Raw genomic sequence first — 23568 nt, 5'->3', positions numbered from 1 at the left:
GCACGGACGGTGCAAGCTGCGGCCGGAGCTCGCGGAGACGGCGCTGCCGTTGCGCATCGAGCTGCCGTCGGTGCCGTGCCGCGGCGGGGTCGAGGTGGCCGAGCGGGTGTTCGCGCCGCTCGGGTGGGCGGTGCACGCCACCGCGCTGCCGTTGGATCCGGCGTTCCCCGAATGGGGCGACTCGCATTACCTGCGGCTCGGCTTGTCGGGGACCGTGCGGCTGGCCGACGCGCTCTCGCATCTGTATGTGCTGCTGCCGGTGCTGGACGGCGCCAAGCACTATTGGCTGGCGGCGGACGAGGTGGACAAGCTGATCCGCGCGGGCGGCGGGTGGCTGGCCGAGCACCCGGAGCGCGCGTGGATCACGCGGCGGTATCTGGCGCGACGGCAGTCGCTGGTGCGCACGGCGCTGGCGCGTCTGGCGGAGCTCGAGGAGGTCGAGCCGGAGCGGCTGGACGCGGTGGAGGAGGTGGACGAAGGCGACGGTCCGAACGAAACCCTTTCTGCCGCAGACGGTGCCGAGGGAGATGGTGAGGCGGGTCCGGTCGAGCGAGCGCACCCGGGCGCGGAACTCGGTAGCGGGCCGGCCGAGGTAACGGCGGCCGGTGGCAGCGAAACCGACCAGAACACACAGTCTTTGGCAGTACTCAGGCGTGCGGCCGTGCGGTCCGCGCTGCACGAACTCGGGGCACGGCGGGTGCTCGATCTCGGCTGCGGCGAGGGCGCGCTGCTGCGAGAGCTGCTGGCGGACAGCGCATTCAGCGAGATCGTCGGCGTCGACGTGTCGATGCGGGCCTTGCACATCGCCGAGCGCAAGCTGCGCCTGGACCGGCTGCCCGAACGTGTGGCGCGGCGACTGACGCTGCGGCAGGGCGCGCTCACCTACACCGACGCCCGGCTGCGCGGCTACGACGCCGCGGTGCTGATGGAGGTCGTCGAGCACGTGGATCCGCCCCGCCTCGGCGCGCTGGAGCACGCGGTGTTCGCGGCGGCGGCGCCGGGCGCGGTGATCGTCACCACGCCCAACGCCGAGTACAACGCGCGTTACGAGAGCTTGGCGGCCGGGACATTTCGGCATGCCGACCACCGATTCGAGTGGATCAGGGCGGAATTCGCGGCGTGGGCCGACGGGGTTGCCGCGCGGCACGGGTATGCCGTGCGCTTCGTGCCGATCGGCGAGCCGGACGCGGAGCTCGGCGCGCCGACCCAGCTGGCGTTGTTCACCAAAATCAATCTCGGGGCCACGGCTTCGGCGCGCGAAGGGGCGGCATGATGGCGGAACTCTCGGTGCCGGAGCTGTCCCTGGTGGTGCTGATCGGCAGTACCGGATCGGGCAAGTCGACGTTCGCGCGCAAGCACTTTCGGCCGACGGCGGTGGTGTCCTCCGACGCCTGCCGCGGGATCGTCAGCGACGACGAGAACGACCAGTCGGCCACCGCCGAGGCGTTCGCCCTGCTGCATCACATCGCGGGCGTGCGGCTGCGGCGCGGACTGCGCACGGTGGTCGACGCGACCAATGTGCAGGCCAAGTCGCGTCAGGAACTCATCGCGGTGGCCCGCGCGCACGACGTGCTGCCGGTGGCGATCGTGCTCGACGTGCCGGACTCGGTCTGCCTGGCCCGCAACGCGACTCGCCCGGACCGGGCCTCGCTCGGCGCGCACGTGGTGGTCCGGCAGCAGCGCGAGCTGCGACGCAGCCTGCGCGGGCTGGAGCGCGAGGGCTTCCGCAAGGTGTATGTGCTGCGCGGGGTGGCCGAGATCGACGCGGCGACCATCGTCGACGAGAAGGCGTGGAACGACAAACGCGAGCTCACCGGTCCGTTCGACGTGATCGGCGACGTGCACGGCTGCCGTGCCGAATTGGAGACGTTGCTGGGCGAACTCGGCTATATCATCGGCCGCGACGACGCGGGGCGCGCGATCGGCGCGCGGCATCCGGAGGGTCGCACCGCGGTGTTCGTCGGGGATCTGGTCGACCGCGGGCCGGACACGCCCGGCGTGCTGCGGCTGGTGATGGGCATGGTCGCGGAGGGAACCGCCCTGTGCGTCACCGGCAATCACGAGAACAAGCTCGTGCGCGCCCTCGACGGCAAGCAGGTGCGGGTGGCGCACGGGCTGGCCGAGTCGCTGGCGCAGCTCGCGGGCGAGGACGAGGTCTTCCGAAAGGCGGCCCACGAGTTCTGTCGCGGGTTGGTGAGCCACTACGTGCTCGACGGGGGCAAGCTCGTCGTCGCGCACGCCGGGCTGAAGGAGGAGTTCCACGGGCGCGCGTCGGGCCGGGTGCGGTCGTTCGCCATGTACGGCGAGACCACCGGGGAGACAGACGAATACGGCCTGCCGGTGCGCTACCCGTGGGCCAACGACTACCGCGGCCGCGCCACCGTGCTGTATGGGCACACGCCCGTGCTGGATCTGCAGTGGGTGAACAACACGCTGTGCCTGGATACCGGCGTCGTGTTCGGCGGCCGGCTCTCGGCGCTGCGCTATCCGGAGCGTGAGCCGGTTTCGGTTGCGGCGGAGACGGTTTGGTATGAACCGACGCGGCCGCTGGCGGCTGCCGGCGGGACCGACACGGCCGTTCCCGCCGGCGGTGTCGTGCACCGCGACCCGGGCGTGCTCGACCTCGACGACGTGATCGGCCGCCGGGTCGTGGAGACGCGCTATCACGGACGGGTCGGGGTGCAGGAGGAAAACGCTTGCGCCGCATTGGAAGTGATGAGCCGGTTCGCGATCGACCCGCGCTGGCTGGTGTATCTGCCGCCGACGATGTCGCCGTGCGCGACCTCCGAGCTGCCGGGATACCTCGAGCACCCGGCGGAGGCGTTCGCGTACTACCGCGCCGAGGGCATCGGTCGGCTGGTGTGCGAGGAGAAGCACATGGGGTCCCGCGCGGTGGTCCTCGTCGCCCGTTCCGCGCGGGCCGCGCAGGACCGGTTCGGGGTGGACGACGGCGGCACCGGGGTGATCTACACGCGCACCGGGCGACCGTTCTTCGACGATCCGGTGCACACCGAGACGCTGCTCGCCCGCGTGCGCGCGGCCGCCGAGACCGCGGGGCTGTTCGATGAGTTGCACAGCGAATGGCTGCTGCTCGACACCGAACTGATGCCGTGGTCGGCCAAGGCGCTGGGCCTGCTGCGCGACCAGTACGCCGCGGTCGGCGCGGCGGCCCGGTCGGCGCTCGACGCCACCGGTGCGGTGCTGGCCGCGGTCGCGGAGCGTGGGCTGGACGTCGCCGACCTGGCGGATCGCACGGAGGCCCGCAAGAGCGACGCCGCGGCGTTCACCGACGCCTACGGCCGCTACTGCTGGGCGGTAGACGGCATGGCCGGACTTCGGCTCGCGCCGTTCCAGATCCTGGCCGGCGAGGGTGCGAATTACGCGGTGCGCGAGCATGATTGGCACCTCGCGTTGATCGATCGGCTGGTCGCGGCCGACGCCGAGCTGTTCGCGCCGACGCGGCGGATGTTCGTCGATCTCGCCGACGCCGACAGCGTGTCGGCCACCACCGACTGGTGGACCGAGCTCACTGCGGCGGGCGGTGAGGGCATGGTGGTCAAGCCGCGACAGGCACTTGCTCGCGGCGCCAAGGACGAGGGCGCGCCGGGCACCGGCAGGCTCGTCCAGCCGGGCGTGAAATGCCGTGGACCCGAGTACCTTCGGATCATCTACGGTCCGGAGTACCTGCGCGAGAACAATCTCGCCCGGCTGCGCTCGCGCGGCCTGGGACGCAAGCGCTCGATGGCGTTGCGCGAGTACGCCCTCGGACTCGAGGCGCTGGATCGACTGGCCGCGGAGGAGCCGCTGTGGCGGGTCCACGAGGCCGTCTTCGCGGTCCTCGCACTGGAGTCGGAGCCCGTCGACCCGCGGCTGTGATGGTTACCGGCGCGGTGGTTGCCGCACCGGCACCGAGGTTCGCTCGCGGTGGTTCGCGCGTCCGCGGTGGTTCAAGGCCGTGAGCACGGTCCGAGCCGGGCGGCAACTGTCTGAGACCCATTGCATGCGCTAACTGGCACACGTTACCGTTGTGTTAGCAAGCCGCTTGCAATAGTTACCGTGACGGCTTGTTCGGTGTACTGGACAAAGGAGTCTGATTCATGCCGTCAGCGAGTTCGGACAGCGCACCCAGCGTGGGCAACATGCTCATCGATGAGCGCTTCACCGTCGTGGCCGCCAAGTTCTTCGCGATGTTCCGGCGCAGGCGACAGGGCGGTGGCGGGCTCGCGGTCTACCTGCACGGCGCGCCCGTGCTCGACATCTGGGCAGGCTGGGCCGATGGCGATCGACGGTGGCACGCGGACACGCTGGCGCTGTCGTACTCGACCGGCAAGGGCGTCGCGGCGACCGTGGTACACCGGCTGGCCGAGCGCGGCGTGCTCGACTACGACGCACCGGTGGCGACCTACTGGCCGGAGTTCGCGGCGCAGGGCAAGGACGCCATCACCGTGCGCGACGTCCTCAACCACCGCGCGGGACTCCAGCGCACCCGGGGACTGCTCGACGACCCCGCGGACCTCCTCGACCACGACGCCGTGGCCGCCGCCATCGCCGCCTCCGCGCCGGACCCGTTGCGGCTGCGCGCGTCTGGTTACCACGGTCTCACCTTCGGCACCATCGTCGCGGAGATCGCGCAGCGGGCGACCGGCCGCGCGTTCACCGAACTGGTCCGCACCGAGCTGGCGGAACCGTTGGGCGACAACGATTTCTACTTCGGCGTGCCACAGCAACAGCGGCACCGCCTCGCCAAGCTGTCGCCGCGCCTAGGCGTGGCGCGGGTGCCGTTCGACCGGATGATCGCGCCGTTCGCCTCGCTGCGGATGGTGCACGCGGCGCGCGGCGCGGTGTACGACGGCTGGGCCGACATGACGCTCGGCGACCAGCCCTACGACGCCATGATGCCGGGCTGGAACGGAGTTTTCACGGCTCGGGCGCTGGCCGAGATGTACGGCGCGATCGCCAACGACGGCACGGTCGGTCATCGGCGCCTGCTGCGACCCGAGACCACCCGGTTGATCGCGCGGATGCCACCCAACGGCCGGTTCGACTATGTCCTCGGCGCCGCACCGCATTTCGCGCTCGGCTACCACCGCGGCATCGTCGGCACGAAGCTGACGCGACAAGCGCTGGGGCACTTCGGGATCGGCGGGTCCGGCGGCATCGCCATGCCCGGCATCGGACTTTCCGTCGCGTTCGTCACCAATCACCTCGGCAACCACGCGATGTCGTTGGGCGACGCGCGGCTGCCGGTGCTTGCCGCGCTCGCGCAGCGGGCCGCCCTCGGCGTGGAAGACACCGGCGGACTGCCGGACTCGCTAGACGTGGCGGTCGGTTGAGCGTCAGCGTTTGAGCTTGCGCCAGCCACCGGCGCGGTTGTCGGCGATGATCTGCCGGAACATCGCGAGAAGCGGTGCGGCGGGCACCTTTTCGCCCTCGCGCACGGCGACGGTACGCGCGGTCTTGTTGTCGTGCCCGGCGGTGATGATCCCGTCGGGATCGGGCACGATGCCACCGTCGTAGAGGAAGACGTTCACGTGCGTCTTCGCCGCGAGCAAGGCGCAGATATTGCCGTCGAGCACGAAGTAGGGCTGGACGGTGCGCTTGATGGTCTCCACGACCTCCGGGTCGGCGGCGTGCACCAGCTCGCGCACCTCCCGGCAGATGGACTGCTGCCAGTCGGGCAGGGCGTCGATGTAACTGTCGACGCGCGGGTCGGCCTCGTAGGACATGGCCCGATCCAAACACAAAGCGCACGGCCAGTCTTCTTGTCGGACTGAGTACGATCGACCGTATGGAAAGTGGCTCCGACTCCGCTCTCGCCCGCCGCGAGCCCGCCGAGATCACCGACAAGCGCCTGCTGCGCGGGGCCAAGACGCGCCAGACGGTGTTGCGGCGCGCGGTCGACGTGGCCTCAGTGGACGGGCTCGAGGGATTGAGCTTCGGCAGGCTCGCCACCGACACCGGGCTGAGCAAGGCCGGCATCCAGACGCTGTTCAAGACCAAGGAAGCCTTGCAGCTGGCCGCCATCGAGCACGCGCGCGACCTGTTCGTGGAGACGGTGGTCGAGCCGGCCGCAGCCGCGGCGAACGGCGCCGCCCGGCTGCGGGCGCTGATCGAGGGCTGGCTGGCCTACGCCCAGAGCCCGCTTTTCAGCGGCGGCTGCTTCTGGGTCGCCAACATCGCCGAGCAGGACAGCAGGCCGGGCCCGGTGCGCGACGCGCTGTTCGGCAACCGGCGGGCGTGGGTGCGCAGCCTCGAGCGCGAACTACGGCACGCGGTGGACGCGGGCGAGATCGCCGAGGTCGACGCGGAACTCGCCGCCTTCCAGATCGACGCCGTGCTCTGCGCGACCAACACGGCGCTGCGCCTCGAGGACGCCGACGCCGTGCGTCGCGCGTGGCGCATCGTCGACGGTTTTCTCACTTCGCCCTGACCGGCAGCAAGAACACCAGGACCGTGGCGACGGTCGCGAGCAGGAAGGTCGCCACCGAGGACATCGCGAAGGCGTGGCCCGCGGCCGCGGCGGCACCGTCGGTCTCCGGCCGGAACGCGGCGAAGAACACCGCGCCGATCACCGCGACGCCGAGCGCGCCACCGACCTGCTGCGCCGTCGACAGGGCTCCCGAGGCCGTGCCGACGGAGGCCGGGTCGACCCCGGACAGCACCGTGTTCAGCATCGGCGTGATGAGCAGGCCGCCTCCGACGCTCTGCCACATCAGAATCGGAATCACCAGTGCCGCAGAGATTTCCGGCCCGCAGCTCAGTACGACGGCCATCGCCAGGTAGCCGCTCGCCACCACGATCGCGCCGACTTCCAGTACGCGCCGACCGTACTTCGGCACGAGCCGGCCCGCGACCATGCTGAAGACGAAGAACGTCGTCGCGGCGGGCGCGTAGACGAGGCCGGAGCCGAGCGCCGAGAGGCCGAGCCCGTCCTGCATCGAAATCGACAGTGCCAGATAGTAAGACGTCAGGAACGCGTACACGCACAGGACGAGAACGATGCCCACCGCGAACGAGCGTTGGCCGAACAGTGCGAGTCGCACCAACGGCTCGCCGCCGGCGCGATCGACCGCTCGCTCGGCCGCGACGAAAACAGCGAACGCGACCGCGCTCGCGGCGAAGCAGGCGAAGGTCCACCATGGCCAGCCGGCTTCGCGCCCTTGAATGAGCGGGAAGGTGAGCAGGAGCAGCGCCGCGCTCAACGCGAGAACGCCGGGCACGTCCAGCTTGCGCGCCGCGGCCACGCGCGACTCCGGCACGTACTTCACGGCGAGCAGAATCGTCAGCACCCCGATCGGCACGTTCACCCAGAACACCCCGCGCCACTGTGACCCGAAAAGGTCGGCTCCGATCAGCAATCCGCCGATGAGTTGCCCGCCGATGGTCGCCAGGCCGATCACCACGCCGAGCACACCGAAGACGCGGTGGCGAGCGTGCTCGGGCACCAGCACCGCGATCATCGCGAAGACCTGCGGGACCATCAGCGCGGCGCCGAGCCCCTGCACGACCCGCGCCGCGATCAGCGGGCCCGGGCTCTGCGCGGCGGCGCACACGATCGAGGACAGCGTGAACACGACCGCGCCGAGCAGGAAGATCCGTTTGCGGCCGTACATGTCCGCGAAGCGACCGCCGGTGATCATCAGCACCGCGTAGCTGAGCTGGTAACCGGCCAGGATCCACTGGAGTTGCCCCTCGGACGCGCCGAGATCCGCGCGGATCGCCGGGCCCGCCACCACCACGATGTACGAGTCGAGGATCGCCATGAACATGCCGATCATCACCACCGACACAGGTGTCCACGGCACGGTCGCCCGCGCGCCGACCGGTTGTCTCACATCCGTCATGAATGGAGACAATACGGTCGACCGTATGTCTATCGCAACCGCGTTCAGTCCGCCGGTTTGTGCGCCACCGCGAAGATCCGGCGGAAGGGGAACCAGGTCGTGCCGTCGGGCCGCGCCGGATACGCCACCCGCAGGCGCGGCGCCAATTCGGTGCGGAACTCGCGCCAGTCCTCGTCGTCCAGCGCGGCGCGGATCGGTCGCAGCGCGGTGCCGCTCACCCACTCCAGCACCGGATCCGGGCCCGTGAGGCGCTGGAGATAGGTGGTCTCCCAGACGTCGACGACGGTGTCGTCGGTCGCGAGCACCGTCGCGTACTCGGCGGGGGTCGATACCGCGTCCGCGCTGCGCAGCGCGATCTCGGCCAGTGCGCCGTGCCAGCGCGCCTCGGTGGCCAGCGCACGGATCTCGCGATGCGACGGCGCGTCGAAGTTGCCGGGGACCTGCATGGCGAACCAGGCGCCGGGCGGCAGCGCGGGCAGCCACTCCGTGAGCAACGCCAGGTGCTCCGGAACCCATTGCAGCACAGCGTTACTGACGACCACGTCGGTCTCGGCGTCCGGCTCCCAGTCGTTGACGTCGAGCACGCGGGCGTCGATCCCCCGCCCCTTGGCCTCCTCGACCATCTCCGGGGACGAATCGAACGCCTCCAGCCGCGCGTCGGGCCATCGTTCGGCGAGCACGCCGGTGAGATTGCCCGGGCCGCAACCCAAATCGACTACGCGGCGCGGTTTTTCGGCGTCGATCCGGCCGATCAGCTCGAAGAACGGGCGCGCCCGATGGTCGGCGAAGTCGAGATACTTCTTCGGATCCCACATACGAAACCCTTCTCGTAAACAGTACGAGCGTACTTAGTACGACTGTACTGTATAGGAGTTCGACTCGCGCGACTACCCGCGGACAGCGGATCCACCGTCAGAGAACCGACCAGTTTGCGTTTCGAAGTGCGGGGTAGTCGGGCAAAACCAGCACATGCGGCACGCGATCCGGCGATCCTGCCGCCGCGGAGGAAACGGAGGGGTCACCCGACTCGGACAGCGCTGACCAGCCCTTGCGGCGACCGCTCGCTGTCCATCAATGTTGTTGCACGCAAGCCAGATACAGTGACCTGTATCGGAAAGGTGCGTGAACCATGACGGAAGCCAAATTTGCCATCGGCGATCGAGTCCGCCACGTATCCATGGGTCACCACGGCGTCATCGTCGCGGTCGACACGGAGTACTCATCCGCCCACGACAAGAACGACCTCAGCCTCAACCCCTCCGTCCGCGCCAGCCCCTGGTACCAGGTGACGCTGGAGGACGAGCACGGCAAGCCGGTCGACACCTACCTATCCGAAGCACAGCTGGACGCGGAGTAGGTCCGCCAATTGCTTTGCGGGCCAATGCCCTTGGTTTGCTGGAAAACCAGTGGCCCGACCGCCTCGATCCCGGCTAATTTAACCGGGTGGCGGAGATCCAAGGCCGGTGCGCCGACGGATTCGGCGCGGTAGCGGACGCGTTGGCGGCCTCGCTCGAATTCGAGGACGTCGGCGCCTCGGCGGCGGTGTACGTCGACGGGGACGCCGTGGTCGACCTCTGGGGCGGGTACGCCGACGCTGAACGCACCGTCGCGTGGGAGCGCGACACCATCGTCAATGTCTGGTCGACGACCAAGACGATGGTCGCACTGTGTGCGCTGGTCCTGGCCGACCGAGGTGAACTGGACCTGGACGCGCCGGTCGCCGACTATTGGCCCGAGTTCGCGGCGGCGGGCAAACACGATGTGCTGGTCCGGCACCTGCTCGGTCATACGGCGGGGCTGCCGGCCTGGGAGACCCCGATCACCGCCGCCGACCTGTACGCGTGGTCGACGGCGACGGCTCGGCTCGCCGCACAGCCGCCACAATGGGAGCCGGGCAGCGCGGGCGGGTATCACGCGATGACCTTCGGCCACCTGGTCGGCGAGGTCGTGGCACGCGTGACCGGGCGCAGTATCGGCACCTTCTTCGCCGAGGAGATCGCCGGACCGCTCGGCGCGGACTTCCATATCGGCCTCGCCGCCGAGCACGACCCGCGCGTCGCGACGCTGATCGCCGCACCCGAGGGCGACAAGCCGGCCGGGTTCCCCGTCGGGGTCGCCGACGCCAACACCACCGCGTGGCGGCGCGCCGAGATACCCGCCGTCAACGGCCACGGCAACGCCCGTTCCGTCGGGGCCGTGCAGTCCGTGCTGGCTTGCGGCGGCACCGTCGGCGGAGTTCGACTGCTGTCGCAGGCGGGCTGCGAGCGCGTCTTCGACGAGCAGTTCCGCGGGGTCGACCGAGTGCTGAACAGCCCGATCCGCTGGGGCATGGGGTACCGGCTGGAGAACCGCACCTGCTCGTGGGGCGGGTGGGGCGGCTCGCTGGTGCTCGTCGACTTCGACCGGCGGATGACCGTGGCGTACGTGATGAACCAGGTGCTGTGGGAGGAGGGCTACCGCAGGGCCCTCAGCATCCTGCTGGCCGCCTACGCGTCGATCGACTGAATCACCAACTCCCAGCGTCTGTTCGAGCCCGCAGCCGCTCGCCGAACGCGCGCGCCGCCGCGAGGTCGGCGCCGTTGGGACGGTGCTTGCGGATACCGCCGACAAGCTTGAAGGGTGCGTAGGTGTCGAACGCCCGGCAGGAGAAGGCGCCCGCCACCTCGAAACCCTTCTGCTCCAACAGATTCACCATGGGGCGGGTGAACGGCTGCCAACGCGCCTCGGGAAAACCACTGGTGGCGAACACGAAAGCCCGCCGCCGCGGTTCCTGCGGCAGCGACTCGACGAACTCGCGCAGCCGCGCGTGGAACGAGCCGAGGAAGATGCCCGAGCCGAAGCCCACCAGGTCGTAGCCCGCCAGCTCGGCCGGTTCCAGCTGGTCGGGGGTGACAACGCGAGCCTCCAGGACGTGGCCGATGAGGTCGGCGATTCTCTTGGTGTTTCCATGCGACACCGAGGTGCACACGAGGATGGCCTTCATGACGAGGCTCCTTGACGTTGTGGTGATCCGGTCGTCCTCTTCGACACCGCCCGCTTCGCGACCGTGACATCCGGTCGGTTATGGCGTCGGTCACGACATCGAAAGCGCCTTGTGCGGCAACGGCTTCCATCAAGCATCGCGCGGTCGCGCGAGGGGGCGCAATACGTCGGCGGTGCGCAGTTTCTCGGGATTGCGCACCGCGTACAGGCCGGTGATGCGGTCGTCGTTCATCTCGATCATCAGGATCGTGTCGAGTCGCCGCTCTGCGCCGGACCGCAGCAGCACGGCGGGCAGCGCGTTGAAGGTGCCGAACTCGATGGCCATGCCCGCCATGCTGTGCTGGGCGAGCTGGATGAGGAACTTGGCCACCGGCGCGGCGCCGACCAATGGGCGACCCGCGACGATCGCGTTACCGCCGCCGTCGGAGATCTGGACCACGTCGGGGGCGAGCACATCCATGAGGGTCTGCACCTCCCCCGTGCGCGCGGCCAGCAGGAAGCGGTTTATCACCGCCTGATTGGTGCCCGCGTCGGGGTGGTAGCGCTTGCGGCGGGACTGCACGTGTTCCCTTGCGCGGCGGGCGATCTGACGTACGGCGGTGTCCGTCTTGCCGATCATGTCGGCGATCTCCACCAGGCTGTGGCCGAACACCTCCGCGAGCACGAACACGGCCCGCTCGGTCGGGCTCAGCGTCTCCAGCACGAGCAGCATGGCCATCGACACCGACTCGGCCAGCAGCACGTCGTGGCTGGCGTCGTGTTCGGTGCGGATCGGCTCGGGCAGCCAGTTGCCGACGTAGTCCTCGCGTCGGCGGCGCGCGGACCGTAAGTGGTTGAGCGACTGGCGGGTAACGATTCGCACGAGATAGGCCCGTGGATGATCCACCTCGTGCTGGTCGATGTCGCGCCAGCGAAGATAGCTGTCCTGCAAGACATCTTCGGCGTCGGCGGCGCTGCCGAGGATCTCGTAGGCGATCGTGAACAGCAACGGACGGAATTGATCGAACGCGTCCGGGGCATTTGGTGGCTCGCTCATCGGAGCGCGACCATAGCCCGACGATCCGTGCGTGATCAACACGTAGCAACGTATCGCCGGTGCGCCGGCGGTCGTCGCGCGGCGCGGTGCAGCGGTCCCCTCCTTCGCCGCTGCACCGCGTCCGAGTCGCTCGCCGCGTTCTCGTGCAACGCGATTCGTTTCACGAGCCCTCGGCGGGGATCGATCCCTGTCATGCGCACGTCCGACTGCCCACGGCCGCAAATCGATTCGCGGTCATCACGCCCGCGCAGCTCGCGCCGACCACGTGCGCCCTCACGAGCACCTCCTGTCCGGTTGATTCGACGTCTCGAAGACACCACGGGCGGGATGACCGTGACAGGGAGGGGCCGTGGTGACGGTCACACAAGCAACCGCACCCTTCCGCAGCAGCAGCCCACACCGGGTACGTGCCACCATGGGAGCGCCACTCCCCCGTGGGCGCCTGAAGAGAGGAACACATGAGCAGCGCGAGGTCGAAGTCATGAGCTGGCGAACGCAAGCGATATGCGTCCCCTGCTGGAATCGCGACCACCCCGACGAGCAGACGACGGAGCCCGCGCAGGAGTGCGTGCTCGAACGCTGCTGCCTGTGCGGCAGTGAAACACAGGCCGGAATCTACGTGCGCCTGGACACGGCGACCGTGCCGTTCCCACAAGGCAGATAAGGCCAGAGAGCTGAGCCCCGAGCCTCCATACCGGCAGGGGCTCGAATCTTTGTCGGGGTGACAGGATTTGAACCTGCCACTCCTCACGATCTTAATGACGGTCTGACCAGCATGAAAGTGCCTGCTAGCTGGTAGAATTGAAACCGGCTACCGTGCCGAGTCGGGACAGTAGCGGACACGAATTGGCACGCGTTAGGCAGAAGTTAGGCAGGGGAATGGCACGCACGAAGCAGGGGAAACGGTCCTTCGGCGCTCCGCGTCAGACATCGTCGGGGCGGTGGCAGGCTCGCTACACCGGCCCGGACGGCAAGCAGCACACCGGACCGCGTACGTGGGAAGCCAAGGATGATTGCCTCGGGTGGTTGTCGGAGGAGCGCAAGCTGATCGAACTCGGCGTGTGGACGCCCCCTGCCGAGCGACGAAAGGCTGAGGAGGCGGCACGGACGGCGCATGTGCTGACCGTGCGGCGTTACTGCGATACCTGGCATGAGAACACGGCGAACACGCACAAGCCGCGTACCCGCACGTTGTATCGGGGCTACCTCAACAACGTGATCTTGCCGGAACTCGGGGACCTGCCGTTGGATGAATTGACGTCGGCGCGGGTGAAGGCTTGGTTCGCCAAGCTGGCTCCGTTCCCGACGCGCAATGCCAACGCTTACAGCCTGCTGCGCACGATCATGAACCACGCGGTGGACGAGGAGCTGATTCCGGCGAACCCGTGCCGCATCAAGAGCGCGGGCACCAAGAAGCGGAAAGTGGAGCCAATCGCGTTGTCGCCGAGCGAGATTCGGCACATCGCGTCGTTGATGCCGGAGCGGTGGCGGCTGCTGGTGCTCGTCGCCGGTTTCGGTGGGTTGCGCTGGGGAGAGGTCACCGCGTTGCGGCGCTCGGATTTGAAGCTCACCCCCGACGATTGCGCGGTCACGGTGGCGCGGGCGGTGGCCCGGATCAAGAAGGAGGTCGTCATCGACACGCCCAAGACCGAGGCCGCCTTGCGGACGGTGTCGTTGCCACCGGAGTTGTATCAGCAGATCAAGGCTCACATCGGTACCTATGCCGGTGCCGGGCGTGACGGGCTGGTGTTTCCCAACGACTCTGGTGAGGTGGTGCATGCCAACACCGTGCGCAAGCAGTTGAAGAAGGTTGCCGAGAAGGTCGAAATGCCGAAACTGCGGTTCCATGACTTCCGGCACTCGGCGGCGACGCTGTTCGCCGAGCAGGGCGCGACGCTGTCGGAACACATGGCGTTCATGGGGCACACCAGCGTCGTCATGAGCAAGCGCTACATCCATGCGAACCCGGCGCGTAATCGCGAGATGGCGCAACGGATGTGGGCCGCCTGACCCATCCCGCGACTTCGCGCCCCGCGTCAGCGTGCACCAGACACGTTGCGGCGGGGCGCTTTCGCAATCACAGGTTATGCGCATCAGCGCTCGGATGTGATGTGAGTCGCATGTAGAGCTATTGAACAGTTGCGGTTTGGCCGGTACTGTCTGCGAACAGAGCCCGTCAAGGTGCTCGATTTTGGTACGGCGTGAGAGCCCCATTCGCGCGAGACTCCCCCGTTCCGGCAATCTTGTTTGAGGTCAACTGCATATGAATACTGCGAACGCACGTGTGTACCCGCGTTATGTCTCCTTGGCGAAAGGTGCCGAGTTCATCGACAGTTCGGTGCGCACGATCCGTCGCCGGATCTCCGATGGCACGATCACCGGTTACCGCGTTCCCGGTTGCCGGAGCATTCGCGTGGACCTGAACGAGTTGGAAATCCTGATGAAGCCGATGCGCTGACACGGCAATCTCGGTTGCCCTCATTGGGCAACCGAAAGCCGATGTTTAGACAGGTTCTATCAGTAGAGGGTTTCAATTGAATAATAAAAATGTGAAGTACGCGAAAGTGCCTCATTCGCTTATCGATGCGGCTATGCGCGGGGAGATTAACGGCAAGACTATCATGGTGTATTCCGGGTTGGCGAAGTTCGCCGATGGAAAAACTCGGGAGGCGTGGCCGTCGCGGAAGACGCTGGCCTCAGTCATGAGTTGTGCTCAGCCGGAGGCGGCGGACAGGTACCTCCGGGAGTTGGAGCACGCTGGGTTCATTACACGAACGCAGCGGTTCGGCGACGGACGCGGCTCCGAGTCTCCGGTGCGGGACGAGGTCTATGCAATTCAGTTGCCGAATTGCTACAAACTTGTCTGGCCCCCGCCTGACAGCCCAGGTGGGGGTGGTGCGTCTGCGCAAGCGGGGGTGGTCTGTGTGGCCACGGACGAACAAGAACCATTACAACAAGAACCAGTACCTAGTCACTCTCGGTCAGCAGAGCTGACCATGATGACGATTCATGTCGAGCCCGAACTGCTTCAGGACACGTGGAAACCGAATCACACCCATACCGTCGTGTGCCAACGCTTCGGCCTGGACATTGACCAATTGGCCAACGATTTCCGGCACCGGATGTTTCTCGAAAAGCGCAGCGACTGGGACGCCACTTTCGGGAGGTTCATCAACGACTTCGCCGACCAGCGTGATGAGACAACCTTTTCCACCTACGGTCCGCCACCATTCTGACCGGACAACCACCACTCAGCGAGGAACCCTATTGAGCAATCCCGACCTTCCGCCGCGTATCCCTGGTGACCGGCGCGGCTGGCTCACCTTCACCGCCGGGTTGGATATCGCGTTGCAGAACGCCGAGGACTCCACGCAGGCAGCCGATTTCGACGCGGGCACACAGAAGCGGTCACGGCCCGCGACAGACACTGAGAAGACATTGCTGCGGGCACTGGGGTTGCGGCTGCCCGAAGACCGGCCCGGCGCAACCGAAGCCGATCGACTGCACACCACAGTCGAATTCCTCAGCTCCACGTTGCGGCGGCGCACTTGGCCCGCCCTGGCCGACCAGACACCGACTCCGTAACTCGCACAACCGAATAGAGGACAAGTGAATACCGACATCACAAACCCAACCACGCCCGTCATTTCCTGCCCCCTGGACGCCACGCTGAGCGACGAAAACGTTGCAGCCGATCACAAGGCCACCCTTGAAGACGCGGACGGGCGCGCCGACCATGTCGACGACGCCGTCGACAGTCCCAACGCCGAGGCGGCGAAATGGCGGCGCAAACTTCGCGACACAGAAACCGAACTCATCGCCGCACGAGAGCGGATCATCCGCTACCAGCACGCCGAGATCGAGCGCATCGCCGCCGCGCAACTTGCCGTCCCTGCCGACTTGTTCGACATCGGCAAGGTGACACTGCCCGCGCTGCTCGATGACAACGACGACCCGGACCCGGTCAAGGTGCATATCGCTGTCGAGGAATTGCTGAGCACCCGCCCCGGCCTGCACAAGAACGCGCGGGTTCAGTCGGTGGCCCGGCACGCGAATTACGGGCAGGGACAGTCCGGTGCCGTCCGTGGCAGCGGCAGCAATTGGAGCGGCCTCATCAGCGGGTAGCGCTGGAACATCTGGAACAACGACTGACGTTCCAGGACAATTAACGGTGAGAACGCGATTCGACGGGTGCGAGCCGCGTTCTCACCGTAGGCCCCAGGTTGGGCAGCATCTGAAGCTCAGAGAGCGGATGAATCCAGATCCGTTTGCTCTCCTGGAGTTTCCTCAATGGCACTTACAACTGCCTCCGGTGCTGCCGTTCTCAATCCCGCACAAATCGAGGCGAGCCTCGTCAAGCCGCTTGAAACCATGGCGGCAATCGCATTGTGCTCCACTATCGTTCGCACCGCTGGCATGTCCGCGCTGCGTATCCCGACCACCGCCGCGACACCAACCGCGTCATTCGTTGCCGAAGGCGCGGAGATCCCGGTCACCGATGCCGATTTGGATGAGCTGATTCTCAATCCGCGCAAACTGGCTGGCCTTTCGGTCATCACCAACGAACTCGCGCAAAGCTCGACCCCGCAAGCCGCCGACATTGTCGGGCGTGGTCTGGCCAAGGACATCGCGAAAAAGTTGGATATGGGCGCGTTCGGAACCCTGCCCGCACCGGCCCCGCCCGGTTTGGCCACGTTGTCGGGCGTCAAGGCGGTAACCGCGCATGTGCAGGGCGGCAAGCTCACCGATTTCGATTGGGCGGCCGAAGCGGAAAGTCTGTCCGCGCTCGCGGGCGGCAACATCACGCACTGGATCGCCGCCCCCGACGCCGCATTGCTGGTCGCTACAACGCCACTGGGCGGTGTGGGCGGGCAAATGCCAGCATTGCAGCCAGACCCGGCGCTGCCGACACGCAGGCAAGTCCTCGGTCGACCGCTGCTCGTTTCTGCGGCCGTCGAATCGCGAACCATCTGGGGTGTCGACCAGAGCCGCAGTTTCCTGGCCATCGCCGAGGACGTGACACTCGAGGCCGACCGCAGCGTCTTCTTCACATCGGACCGGATCGCTATCCGCGCCAAACTGCGCGTCTCCTACGGGTGGCCCGAACCGGCGACCGTCATCAAAATCTCCATCCCGGCGTAATCCCGTGGATGCGAACGGAACTCTCATGGCGCACCACGGAGAAACTGTCCGGTGCCGAGTCCTCCCGCCCCATCTGATATTCGACCATGTGCGCGGCGAGCACGTGACGGCTGGCCAATACGTTGACGCCGATCCCGCCGACGTCGCGCGGTGGACTCGGCACGGATGGATCGAACTCGCCGCCGACGATATCGACCCCGAACCAGCTCCGGAACGCAGCAGACCCGCGCCGAAATCCATGTCCCGCAAGAAGGTCACGCGAGCGGGAACACTCCGAGGCGGCCCGCTGGGCGACGGCAGCTAATCGCCGGGTAGGCAAGCCCCGCGGCTTGGCCCCTCGCCGGCTCACGTCATCCCAGGCAGACCGGGCCACCCACCCCTCCCCCGGTACCCTGCCGCCGCCCCGCACCGCTCTGTGGCTCGCAGGCCATACGCGCTCTCAGGGTCGTTGTAGGTGACAGACGTAGCCTCACGCAGCCTCGCCGCCTTGTTCAACGATCGCGGGTCTGGCCTCGGTCGCGCCCCTGGGCATCCCTGCCGTGCCCTTGGACCGAAGGCGCATGTCCGGGTGGTGTCTCTACCGCTCGTTCAGGGCCGTGCGCCTGACCCAGAGCAACGAGTTTGGCGACGTGCGGCGGGAGTCGCGACAGCTGAGCCTCGCGTACTTCTCGCTGAATCCGTAGTTCGTTCTGTCGTTTCTGCTCGGCTACCTCACGTTCCGGAGTGTCCTTCTCGGGAGTTTTCTCGGGCGATAGAGGGTTATAGCCGAGTTGTTTCTGAACCTCCCGAATGGCCGATTCTGCCGCTTCACGGGCCACACGGTCGCGCTCGGTTTCCGGGGCTGGAGGTGTCTTCTCGGGCGACTTTGAGGGCGGCTCTACTGGCTCCCGTTGCATTAATTGCTCATACGTGGGGAATTCTCGTGCCGCCTGCATAGACGCGGCCCGTTCTGCGGCTTGTATCCGCTCGCGGTCTTGCTTCTCCTTCGTGCTACGCTCACGTTGCCGCTGTTTCTCTTCCCTATCCCGTGCTCGAGCTTCTTTCTCTTTGGCTCGCCTCTGTTTATCGAGGTGCTTCCCGACGGTGAGCGCTAGACGCAATTGTTCACGAGAAATCTCGTGGACTACGAACTGTCCACGGTACTTTTCTTGAAGCACCTTGATCCTGTCTTGGACCTCTTTGTCGTGCCGAGCACCCTGCACAATAGTCCAGTCGACCATTGCGCCAGGTACCTCACGTAAATATCGCTCATCCTTCTCGAGCTGCTTGAGTGTCTTATTCTTCTCCGAACCGCCCGCTTTGTACTCCGACGATTTAGAGAGACTGACGTTGGCTACATCGCTGACACGAGTGCCGAGCGAGGTTTCTAATCGAACTTCTTTCTCGTACCCCCGCTCGGGCGTCTGACCTCGCAGGAGCGCCATACCGTCGCGGAATCGGTTGCCCTTATCGCGCGAGCGCTTCCATTGCTCTCTCGCCTTGAGATAGCCTTTACGATCTCGCGCATTGAGTCCTTTAAACCATTTCCCGTCGACATACCGGGTGTACTCTGCTTCTAGCCTGTCGTTCCATTCGTACCCCATTGGCCCCCCTGAGCCTTTATTGACTCGGGTGTATCAGTCCTTCAGTCCGGCGATAGTCGGCCGACCTGTTTCGACCCACGTTTGGTAATCTTCTTCGCTATACCGGAAAGCTTGCGACCAGGTATTGCCAGTCTGGCGATCAATCGCGGTCGTGAGCGTCTGGATAACACCCAAATAGAACTCCGCGAATGGCCTGGCAACCACTGGCCCAAATCTCCGGCTTCGCTTCGCGTCATCGAATGTTGGCACGTTGCGCCAAACGCCTTCAAAATTACGCCGGAACACCTCTCCAACAAATCTATGAAACTGATCGGCGACCCCTCGATTTTCGGGCAGCATCGTCGAATCCACCGTCGGAAAAATCGAGAGCGCGGCACGCTCCGCCCGCTCGAGTCCTTCGCTCGACCAAGGATTGCCCGGCATATCCGGAACGGTTTCGTTGAGGAACACGTCAAGCTGCATGTTCATATTCTCCGGTGCCAACCATTCCAGCCATTTCGGGTCTTGCTGGTCCCGCTCAAACTGTTCGAGTTCCGTTTTAGTGAACGACCGGAATTCGCCCATACTCTTACCCCTTCTCGTTGTAGTCAGAACCGTTCAGTGTCTCGTGAGTACCGACGAACATACAAGTACGTCGCCTCCATCACTCCGGGTCTTGGCTTGGATCGCTCCATCGCGTCGGATTCAGTGCCCACCGTGCGTAGGTCTGTTCAGGTGACACGGTGACCACGTCGACAACCTTTGTGAGTTCGCCCGGAACGGAGTCGCCGTCGAAGTGGGTCGTACTGGGCACTATCACGGCGTCGGCTTTCGCGCGTCTAGCCGCCTGAATGAGTTCGAGTATCGGTTGTGCGGTGTTCGCGCTGAAGACGACGGTCTTGGTGAGGTTGTAGCCGAGTCGCTTTGCCAGACTGCGGATTTCGGTTTCGTTCCACTGCTGCGCTACTCCGGCTTTGTCTCGACGGAGGTATCCGATTGCTACGGGCTTGAGCGTCATCATCACCTCTCGTGCAGTCGTTCGGTGGGCTGCGGCACCTTCGCGTCGGTGCCGGATTCGATGTCGAGGGAGGCCAGCTGTCTGTGCGCGACCGGTGCCAGTCGCCAGGAACGGGCGAACTGGACGTAGCCCTCCTGTTGAAGCAAGGTCATGGTTCGCGCCACTACCCGGCTTGATTTCCCTAGATCGGCGGCCAGGTCGTCTACGTCGTGGGCGCGGCCGTCGTCCATCGCGCGCATGATCGCCAGCTGTGTCTTGGTGAGTTCGTTCCGATCTCTCATGACGAGACCACCGCATTGGAAGCGTCGGCGGTGTCGGCAACCGAGATCCGGTCATCAACCACCCGAGCACCAGCAAGCGAGCAATCCCCCGCCATGCCGAGATGGGCATCGAGAACACCCTCGACTACCGGCACCGTCACCCCGCACTGCCGCGACGGGCATACCACCGCCATCAGCGTGACCGTTGCCGCCCGGAATACGGCTCCGGTGCACTGGGACAGCAGCACCGTTGATTGCTCGTTGCTGTCAGCCACGATGCACCGCCAACGACGGAGTATCCCGTTTGATGCCGGTGCACCATCGAATCGCTTCGACCACCGCGTTGCCCGAGGGACGAAAACTGTTGTGCGGTGGTTCTATCCATCGTCGGCTAGCGGCTCCGGGTGCCGTCGTCGGCGACGGCAACGCGATGGCTCCCTCACGGACGATCAGCACGTTGAGCCCGAACATGTCACTGAACAACCGGGTGTCATCTTCGGGGATGTCCGGCCTGACGAGGAAGCTCCAGCGGTTCGAGCCGACGTGGGCCACGATCGGCCCGACCGCAACGCCGTAGCGGTGCATATACGTGCGTAGCACGCTGCCCAGCGATCCGGGCATGGTCAGTGCGCCGGTACTCCCGGCCAGGAAGATGATTCGTTCGGAGCCGGGCGGATCGATGTTGGTCGCCAGCCCGCACACCAGGCGGTAGTAGACGCATCGAGAGACGGGTGTATCTCCGAACGAAATGTTCTTCATCGGCCTAGGCCCCCTGCTCGCGTGGAGTGGATTAGGTAGCCCGGCCCTTCTGAACCCTCCCGTTCCGAAGGTGCGGCGACTCCTCCGAGTGGGGGAGCCGCCTACCGGGTACAAATCGAGTCTGGTTGTCCTGAGCCGCTACGAGCAGGTTGCTTGGGGTGTTGAATGGTGGTGAATTCGCCACTACCACTAGACCAATGGGTGATCAGGATGAAGAGTCCGAATGTGCACCTTGAAGAGTGGCTGACTCGGTCCGGTTGGAGCCGGGGAGAGTTGGCGCGGCAAGTTCGAGCCCTCGCCTTCGAGTGGGGTGAGCATCATGTCCGGCCCGACGCCTCCAGCGTTCGGCGCTGGGTAGACGAAGGGGAACGTCCTCGGCCGCCGGTTCCGGCGATCCTGGCTGATCTGTTCTCCGCCCGGTTCGGCTACCGCGTGACGACTTATGACCTGGGTCTCGGCGACGCGGTTGACCGATCCCTGACCTACAGCCCATCGTTGACCGAGACCGTAGAAGCCGTTGCCGACCTAGGAAGAGCAGACGTGGACCGCAGAAAGCTACTCACGACCGCACCCTTCGCAGCAGTCGCGGCCATCGGCCCGTCCCGCGACTGGCTGCTGAACACCCTCGACCAGTTGCCCGACGAGCGGCAACGCGTACGACTCGAGGATGTCACCGCCGTGAAGAACATGTTTGGCACGTTCCAAGAGATGGACATCTTCCAGGGTGGCGGATCGGGCCGCCTGGTCTTGGCCGCCTACATGAACGAACACGTCTACCCGCTGCTTCGCCGGACCCACACCGAGGAAGTACGCCGGGCACTCTGCGGTGCCGCAGCCGAACAGACCTACCTGTTGGGTTGGATGGCATTCGACAACGGGGAGCACGGGACCGCTCAGCGCTACCTGATTCAAGCCCTGCGCCTAGCCGAAGAGTCCAAGGACGCACCGCTGGGCGCACACGTCCTCGCTGGCCTCGCCGACCAGGCAACGCTGCTAGGACATCCCCAGGAAGGCCGTCGTCTTGCGCAGGCGGGCCGCCAGGGCCTCACCAAGGCCAACTCTGCGGCGTGCCTAGCCGACCTGTGGACACTCGAAGCACGAGCGCTTGCGGCGACCGGCGACAAGGTAGGCACCGCTCATGCGGTCAATGCGGCCGAACATGCCTTCGAGCAGATCAAGCCTGAGGAAGAACCGGAGTGGGCGAAGTTCATCGACGAGGCATACATCTGCGGCGAGTGGGCGAACGCCTTCCGCGACCTTGGGCAACCAGACGAAGCTGCACCCCACGCACGCCGGTCAATCGCCTACGCGCGTAGCCAGAACCGAGCACGCCGGGGCGCGCTCTCACACGCGGCACTGGCTGTCAGCCACATCCAAAATCGCGACCTCGAAGCGGCACACGCGGCCGGTGTCCGGACTGTGAACCTGTCCAGCAAGGTGAAGTCGTCGCGGTCCGTAGAAGCCGTTCGAGACATCCAGCAACGCATGGCGACGTTCGGACCTCACCCCTTGGTCGTGGACTTCAACGAGCGGGCTCGGACACTGCTCGTCGCATAGCTCGCCAGTGGAGGTCTCCGCCGTGCTCATCCAGTCGTCGGCGGACGTACAGGTCGACTGCTACGCCGAGGATCATTCGGCACGGATTAGGCACGCACTCGAAACGGGACCGAGGCAAAAAGATGGCCCCAACCTGTATGACCAGGTTGGGGCCGGTTCGCGTCTCAACCACACGAGTCGGGGTGACAGGATTTGAACCTGCGACCCTCCGCTCCCAAAGCGGATGCGCTACCAAGCTGCGCTACACCCCGTCGTCCCTCGCGGCGACCGCGGGCCGCCGTCGAGGCTGAATTCCGTGTGGAGCCGGTGACGGGAATCGAACCCGCACCATCAGCTTGGAAGGCTGAGGTTCTACCATTGAACTACACCGGCAGGCACAAGACATCGATGGGATCGCCACGATGTCGTGTGCGAACCGACTGTACCGAACCCTGCTTCGCAAATGCCAATCAGCCCCCCGCGCTTCGGGATAGCGTGGCGCGCGTTCGACGGCCGGCGAGGCTCCCGCTCGGCCGTTCGAGGGCCGGTCGCCCCGGTCAGGACGCGACGCGCAGGTCCAGAACTTAATGAAATTAAGAGGGTTCACATCCTTGAAACTCGGGCGTGTCGGATGTGAAGCGGGGAGCATATGGGACGCGTGACGACTCCTGTCGGGGGGAGCCGTGGCCCACGGGGTGGCCACCAGTCACGCCCGACCGGTCGCGGAGAGGATGCCACCCATGGGGACATCACGACTCGCCGAGCGCGCACTAGCAGGTATTTGCAGGGTGCCATCGACCGCAGGGTGTGCTGCTGGCAGGAAAATCCGGCTCCACACCCCTACCGGGCAGAAGTTCCGCAGACCTTCGGCTACTCACACCGCTACCTCAGCGCCGCGACCCGGCGGACGGCCCAACCGGCCGCCCGCACGGCCACACGGCGGCGAGACACCGGGCGTGACCGAAGGGATCCGCATGGCGAGGCGCTACAGCGTGTCGCCGGCGGGTCTCCGCGCGACTTCTCAGCGAACGAAATCCGGGTGTAACGCCGACGCGGCTGGTGCGATCTCATATCCGATCGCCATTCGCGAGGCATCGAGAACACGTTGCAAAACATCGTTTTTTGATGCCGAGTGGCTTGCTAGGATCCTTTTTGCCGGACGGGGGTATCTGGAAAGGGGGCGGTGAGCGTGCGCCGAGCGAGGTGGACACAACCGCGTAGCAGTGCGAACGATCGGGGTGACGTCGGCACCTGTGTCAGCACAGGGCCTCTGGGTACCGACGCCACCTACGCAGGGTGAGTTCGATGTCGATCGATATCGAGCCCCCTGTCGCCGCGATGGCCCGCGCCTGGGCCCGTGCGGTATGCGCCGAGCCCGGCTCCGGCGCGTCGCCTCAGCAGCTGGAACCGTGCTGATCGAGATCGTCGA

24 protein-coding genes, 2 tRNA genes and 1 pseudogene are annotated in these 23568 nt (G+C 66.1%); 14 read left to right on the top strand and 13 right to left on the bottom strand.

Annotated features, from left to right (window positions below; all coding sequences use genetic code 11):
* The 3 genes from ON39_RS38580 to ON39_RS38570 all read left to right on the top strand — a co-directional run.
* On the top strand, positions 1-1273 hold a 1273-nt coding region (locus ON39_RS38580), incomplete at its 5' end, for a methyltransferase (RefSeq protein ID WP_040741607.1).
* Positions 1273-3876 (top strand): polynucleotide kinase-phosphatase, encoded by a 2604-nt coding sequence (locus ON39_RS38575; protein ID WP_040741606.1) that lies wholly within the window; start codon positions 1273-1275, stop codon positions 3874-3876. The genes ON39_RS38580 and ON39_RS38575, both read left to right, overlap by 1 nt.
* Before the next feature lie 221 nt (positions 3877-4097).
* Positions 4098-5333 (top strand): serine hydrolase domain-containing protein, encoded by a 1236-nt coding sequence (locus tag ON39_RS38570; protein WP_051187652.1) that lies wholly within the window; start codon positions 4098-4100, stop codon positions 5331-5333.
* 3 nt (positions 5334-5336) lie between these two features.
* Here the strand turns inward: ON39_RS38570 and ON39_RS38565 are convergent, their stop codons facing one another.
* On the bottom strand, positions 5337-5726 hold the full coding sequence (locus ON39_RS38565) for a DUF1801 domain-containing protein (protein ID WP_040741605.1): 390 nt from the start codon (positions 5724-5726) through the stop codon (positions 5337-5339).
* 62 nt (positions 5727-5788) lie between these two features.
* On the opposite strand from ON39_RS38565, the gene ON39_RS38560 reads away from it, so the two are divergent.
* Entirely contained in the window at positions 5789-6430 is a 642-nt protein-coding gene (locus ON39_RS38560) for a TetR/AcrR family transcriptional regulator (RefSeq protein WP_040741604.1), read from the top strand.
* Here the strand turns inward: ON39_RS38560 and ON39_RS38555 are convergent.
* Positions 6417-7844 carry an MFS transporter gene (locus ON39_RS38555; protein WP_051187651.1) on the bottom strand — a complete coding sequence of 476 codons (1428 nt, stop codon included), beginning with the start codon at positions 7842-7844 and terminating at the stop codon, positions 6417-6419. The two genes, ON39_RS38560 and ON39_RS38555, sit on opposite strands and share 14 nt — an antisense overlap.
* Positions 7845-7888: 44 nt before the next feature.
* The gene (locus ON39_RS38550; RefSeq protein WP_040741603.1) at positions 7889-8659 is read right to left on the bottom strand and encodes a trans-aconitate 2-methyltransferase; all 771 of its coding nucleotides are present in this window, start codon (positions 8657-8659) and stop codon (positions 7889-7891) included.
* 314 nt (positions 8660-8973) lie between these two features.
* Here ON39_RS38550 and hspQ point away from each other — a divergent pair, with 314 nt between their 5' ends.
* Positions 8974-9201: a heat shock protein HspQ gene (gene hspQ, locus ON39_RS38545; protein WP_083894948.1), complete on the top strand. Its 228-nt coding sequence runs from the start codon at positions 8974-8976 to the stop codon at positions 9199-9201.
* 86 nt (positions 9202-9287) lie between these two features.
* Entirely contained in the window at positions 9288-10349 is a 1062-nt protein-coding gene (locus tag ON39_RS38540) for an EstA family serine hydrolase (RefSeq protein WP_040741601.1), read from the top strand.
* Position 10350: 1 nt separating this feature from the next.
* On the opposite strand, the gene ON39_RS38535 is transcribed toward ON39_RS38540, so the two are convergent.
* Both ON39_RS38535 and ON39_RS38530 read right to left on the bottom strand, forming a co-directional pair.
* A complete protein-coding gene (locus ON39_RS38535) occupies positions 10351-10827 on the bottom strand; it encodes a flavodoxin family protein (protein WP_040741599.1) in 477 nt (158 codons plus the stop codon).
* A 129-nt stretch (positions 10828-10956) separates the two neighbouring features.
* Entirely contained in the window at positions 10957-11862 is a 906-nt protein-coding gene (locus ON39_RS38530; protein ID WP_040741597.1) for an RNA polymerase sigma-70 factor, read from the bottom strand.
* 481 nt (positions 11863-12343) lie between these two features.
* On the opposite strand from ON39_RS38530, the gene ON39_RS49285 reads away from it, so the two are divergent.
* The 7 genes and pseudogenes from ON39_RS49285 (at position 12344) to ON39_RS38495 (ending at position 17308) form a co-directional block, all read left to right on the top strand.
* Complete coding sequence (locus ON39_RS49285) at positions 12344-12526, top strand: hypothetical protein (protein ID WP_146251283.1); 183 nt, start codon at positions 12344-12346, stop codon at positions 12524-12526.
* A 215-nt stretch (positions 12527-12741) separates the two neighbouring features.
* Positions 12742-13872: a site-specific integrase gene (locus ON39_RS38525; RefSeq protein WP_040741594.1), complete on the top strand. Its 1131-nt coding sequence runs from the start codon at positions 12742-12744 to the stop codon at positions 13870-13872.
* A gap of 539 nt (positions 13873-14411) precedes the next feature.
* Positions 14412-15098 (top strand): helix-turn-helix domain-containing protein, encoded by a 687-nt coding sequence (locus tag ON39_RS49280; RefSeq protein WP_146251282.1) that lies wholly within the window; start codon positions 14412-14414, stop codon positions 15096-15098.
* Between the two features lie 31 nt (positions 15099-15129).
* Positions 15130-15447, top strand: a complete 318-nt coding sequence (locus ON39_RS38510) for a hypothetical protein (RefSeq protein ID WP_040741589.1) — start codon at positions 15130-15132, stop codon at positions 15445-15447.
* Positions 15448-15471: 24 nt separating this feature from the next.
* Complete coding sequence (locus ON39_RS38505; protein ID WP_040741587.1) at positions 15472-15987, top strand: hypothetical protein; 516 nt, start codon at positions 15472-15474, stop codon at positions 15985-15987.
* A gap of 144 nt (positions 15988-16131) precedes the next feature.
* Positions 16132-17004 (top strand): annotated as a pseudogene (locus tag ON39_RS38500) (phage major capsid protein); the annotation flags it as partial.
* A 103-nt stretch (positions 17005-17107) separates the two neighbouring features.
* The gene (locus tag ON39_RS38495) at positions 17108-17308 is read left to right on the top strand and encodes a hypothetical protein (protein ID WP_146251281.1); all 201 of its coding nucleotides are present in this window, start codon (positions 17108-17110) and stop codon (positions 17306-17308) included.
* Positions 17309-17495: 187 nt separating this feature from the next.
* On the opposite strand, the gene ON39_RS49275 is transcribed toward ON39_RS38495, so the two are convergent.
* The 6 genes from ON39_RS49275 to ON39_RS38470 form a co-directional block, all read right to left on the bottom strand.
* The gene (locus ON39_RS49275; protein ID WP_146251280.1) at positions 17496-18587 is read right to left on the bottom strand and encodes a hypothetical protein; all 1092 of its coding nucleotides are present in this window, start codon (positions 18585-18587) and stop codon (positions 17496-17498) included.
* A gap of 33 nt (positions 18588-18620) precedes the next feature.
* Complete coding sequence (locus tag ON39_RS38490; protein ID WP_040741582.1) at positions 18621-19151, bottom strand: hypothetical protein; 531 nt, start codon at positions 19149-19151, stop codon at positions 18621-18623.
* 79 nt (positions 19152-19230) lie between these two features.
* Positions 19231-19587, bottom strand: a complete 357-nt coding sequence (locus ON39_RS38485) for a hypothetical protein (protein ID WP_246003092.1) — start codon at positions 19585-19587, stop codon at positions 19231-19233.
* On the bottom strand, positions 19587-19865 hold the full coding sequence (locus ON39_RS38480) for a hypothetical protein (RefSeq protein ID WP_040741581.1): 279 nt from the start codon (positions 19863-19865) through the stop codon (positions 19587-19589). Before ON39_RS38480 ends, ON39_RS38485 begins: the two co-directional genes overlap by 1 nt.
* Complete coding sequence (locus ON39_RS38475) at positions 19862-20119, bottom strand: hypothetical protein (protein WP_040741580.1); 258 nt, start codon at positions 20117-20119, stop codon at positions 19862-19864. Before ON39_RS38475 ends, ON39_RS38480 begins: the two co-directional genes overlap by 4 nt.
* Positions 20112-20603: a hypothetical protein gene (locus ON39_RS38470; protein ID WP_040741579.1), complete on the bottom strand. Its 492-nt coding sequence runs from the start codon at positions 20601-20603 to the stop codon at positions 20112-20114. Before ON39_RS38470 ends, ON39_RS38475 begins: the two co-directional genes overlap by 8 nt.
* Before the next feature lie 165 nt (positions 20604-20768).
* Here ON39_RS38470 and ON39_RS38465 point away from each other — a divergent pair, with 165 nt between their 5' ends.
* Complete coding sequence (locus tag ON39_RS38465; protein WP_211336421.1) at positions 20769-22160, top strand: NsdA family TPR-like regulatory protein; 1392 nt, start codon at positions 20769-20771, stop codon at positions 22158-22160.
* Between the two features lie 177 nt (positions 22161-22337).
* Here the strand turns inward: ON39_RS38465 and ON39_RS38460 are convergent.
* Positions 22338-22411 (bottom strand) — tRNA-Pro (locus tag ON39_RS38460).
* Positions 22412-22458: 47 nt separating this feature from the next.
* Positions 22459-22532: transfer RNA gene (locus ON39_RS38455), tRNA-Gly, on the bottom strand.
* Positions 22533-23568 lie beyond the last annotated feature (1036 nt).

The organism is Nocardia tenerifensis NBRC 101015, assembly GCF_000308715.1.
Taxonomy (GTDB): domain Bacteria; phylum Actinomycetota; class Actinomycetes; order Mycobacteriales; family Mycobacteriaceae; genus Nocardia; species Nocardia tenerifensis.
Note: the sequence above shows the minus strand (reverse complement) of the source record. Positions and strands in the feature narration are given on the sequence as shown.

Bases quoted from the DNA above. Each gene is read 5' to 3' on its own strand.
- ON39_RS38570 (WP_051187652.1), top strand. From the start codon at position 4,098: ATGCCGTCAGCGAGTTCGGACAGCGCACCCAGCGTGGGCAACATGCTC.
- hspQ (WP_083894948.1), top strand. From the start codon at position 8,974: ATGACGGAAGCCAAATTTGCCATCGGCGATCGAGTCCGCCACGTATCC.
- ON39_RS38575 (WP_040741606.1), top strand. From the start codon at position 1,273: ATGGCGGAACTCTCGGTGCCGGAGCTGTCCCTGGTGGTGCTGATCGGC.
- ON39_RS38530 (WP_040741597.1), bottom strand. From the start codon at position 11,862: ATGAGCGAGCCACCAAATGCCCCGGACGCGTTCGATCAATTCCGTCCG.
- ON39_RS38480 (WP_040741581.1), bottom strand. From the start codon at position 19,865: ATGAGAGATCGGAACGAACTCACCAAGACACAGCTGGCGATCATGCGC.
- ON39_RS38560 (WP_040741604.1), top strand. From the start codon at position 5,789: ATGGAAAGTGGCTCCGACTCCGCTCTCGCCCGCCGCGAGCCCGCCGAG.
- ON39_RS38525 (WP_040741594.1), top strand. From the start codon at position 12,742: ATGGCACGCACGAAGCAGGGGAAACGGTCCTTCGGCGCTCCGCGTCAG.
- ON39_RS49275 (WP_146251280.1), bottom strand. From the start codon at position 18,587: ATGGGGTACGAATGGAACGACAGGCTAGAAGCAGAGTACACCCGGTAT.
- ON39_RS38550 (WP_040741603.1), bottom strand. From the start codon at position 8,659: ATGTGGGATCCGAAGAAGTATCTCGACTTCGCCGACCATCGGGCGCGC.
- ON39_RS38485 (WP_246003092.1), bottom strand. From the start codon at position 19,587: ATGATGACGCTCAAGCCCGTAGCAATCGGATACCTCCGTCGAGACAAA.
- ON39_RS38470 (WP_040741579.1), bottom strand. From the start codon at position 20,603: ATGAAGAACATTTCGTTCGGAGATACACCCGTCTCTCGATGCGTCTAC.
- ON39_RS38465 (WP_211336421.1), top strand. From the start codon at position 20,769: ATGGTGGTGAATTCGCCACTACCACTAGACCAATGGGTGATCAGGATG.
- ON39_RS49285 (WP_146251283.1), top strand. From the start codon at position 12,344: ATGAGCTGGCGAACGCAAGCGATATGCGTCCCCTGCTGGAATCGCGAC.
- ON39_RS38555 (WP_051187651.1), bottom strand. From the start codon at position 7,844: ATGACGGATGTGAGACAACCGGTCGGCGCGCGGGCGACCGTGCCGTGG.
- ON39_RS38490 (WP_040741582.1), bottom strand. From the start codon at position 19,151: ATGGGCGAATTCCGGTCGTTCACTAAAACGGAACTCGAACAGTTTGAG.
- ON39_RS38535 (WP_040741599.1), bottom strand. From the start codon at position 10,827: ATGAAGGCCATCCTCGTGTGCACCTCGGTGTCGCATGGAAACACCAAG.
- ON39_RS38565 (WP_040741605.1), bottom strand. From the start codon at position 5,726: ATGTCCTACGAGGCCGACCCGCGCGTCGACAGTTACATCGACGCCCTG.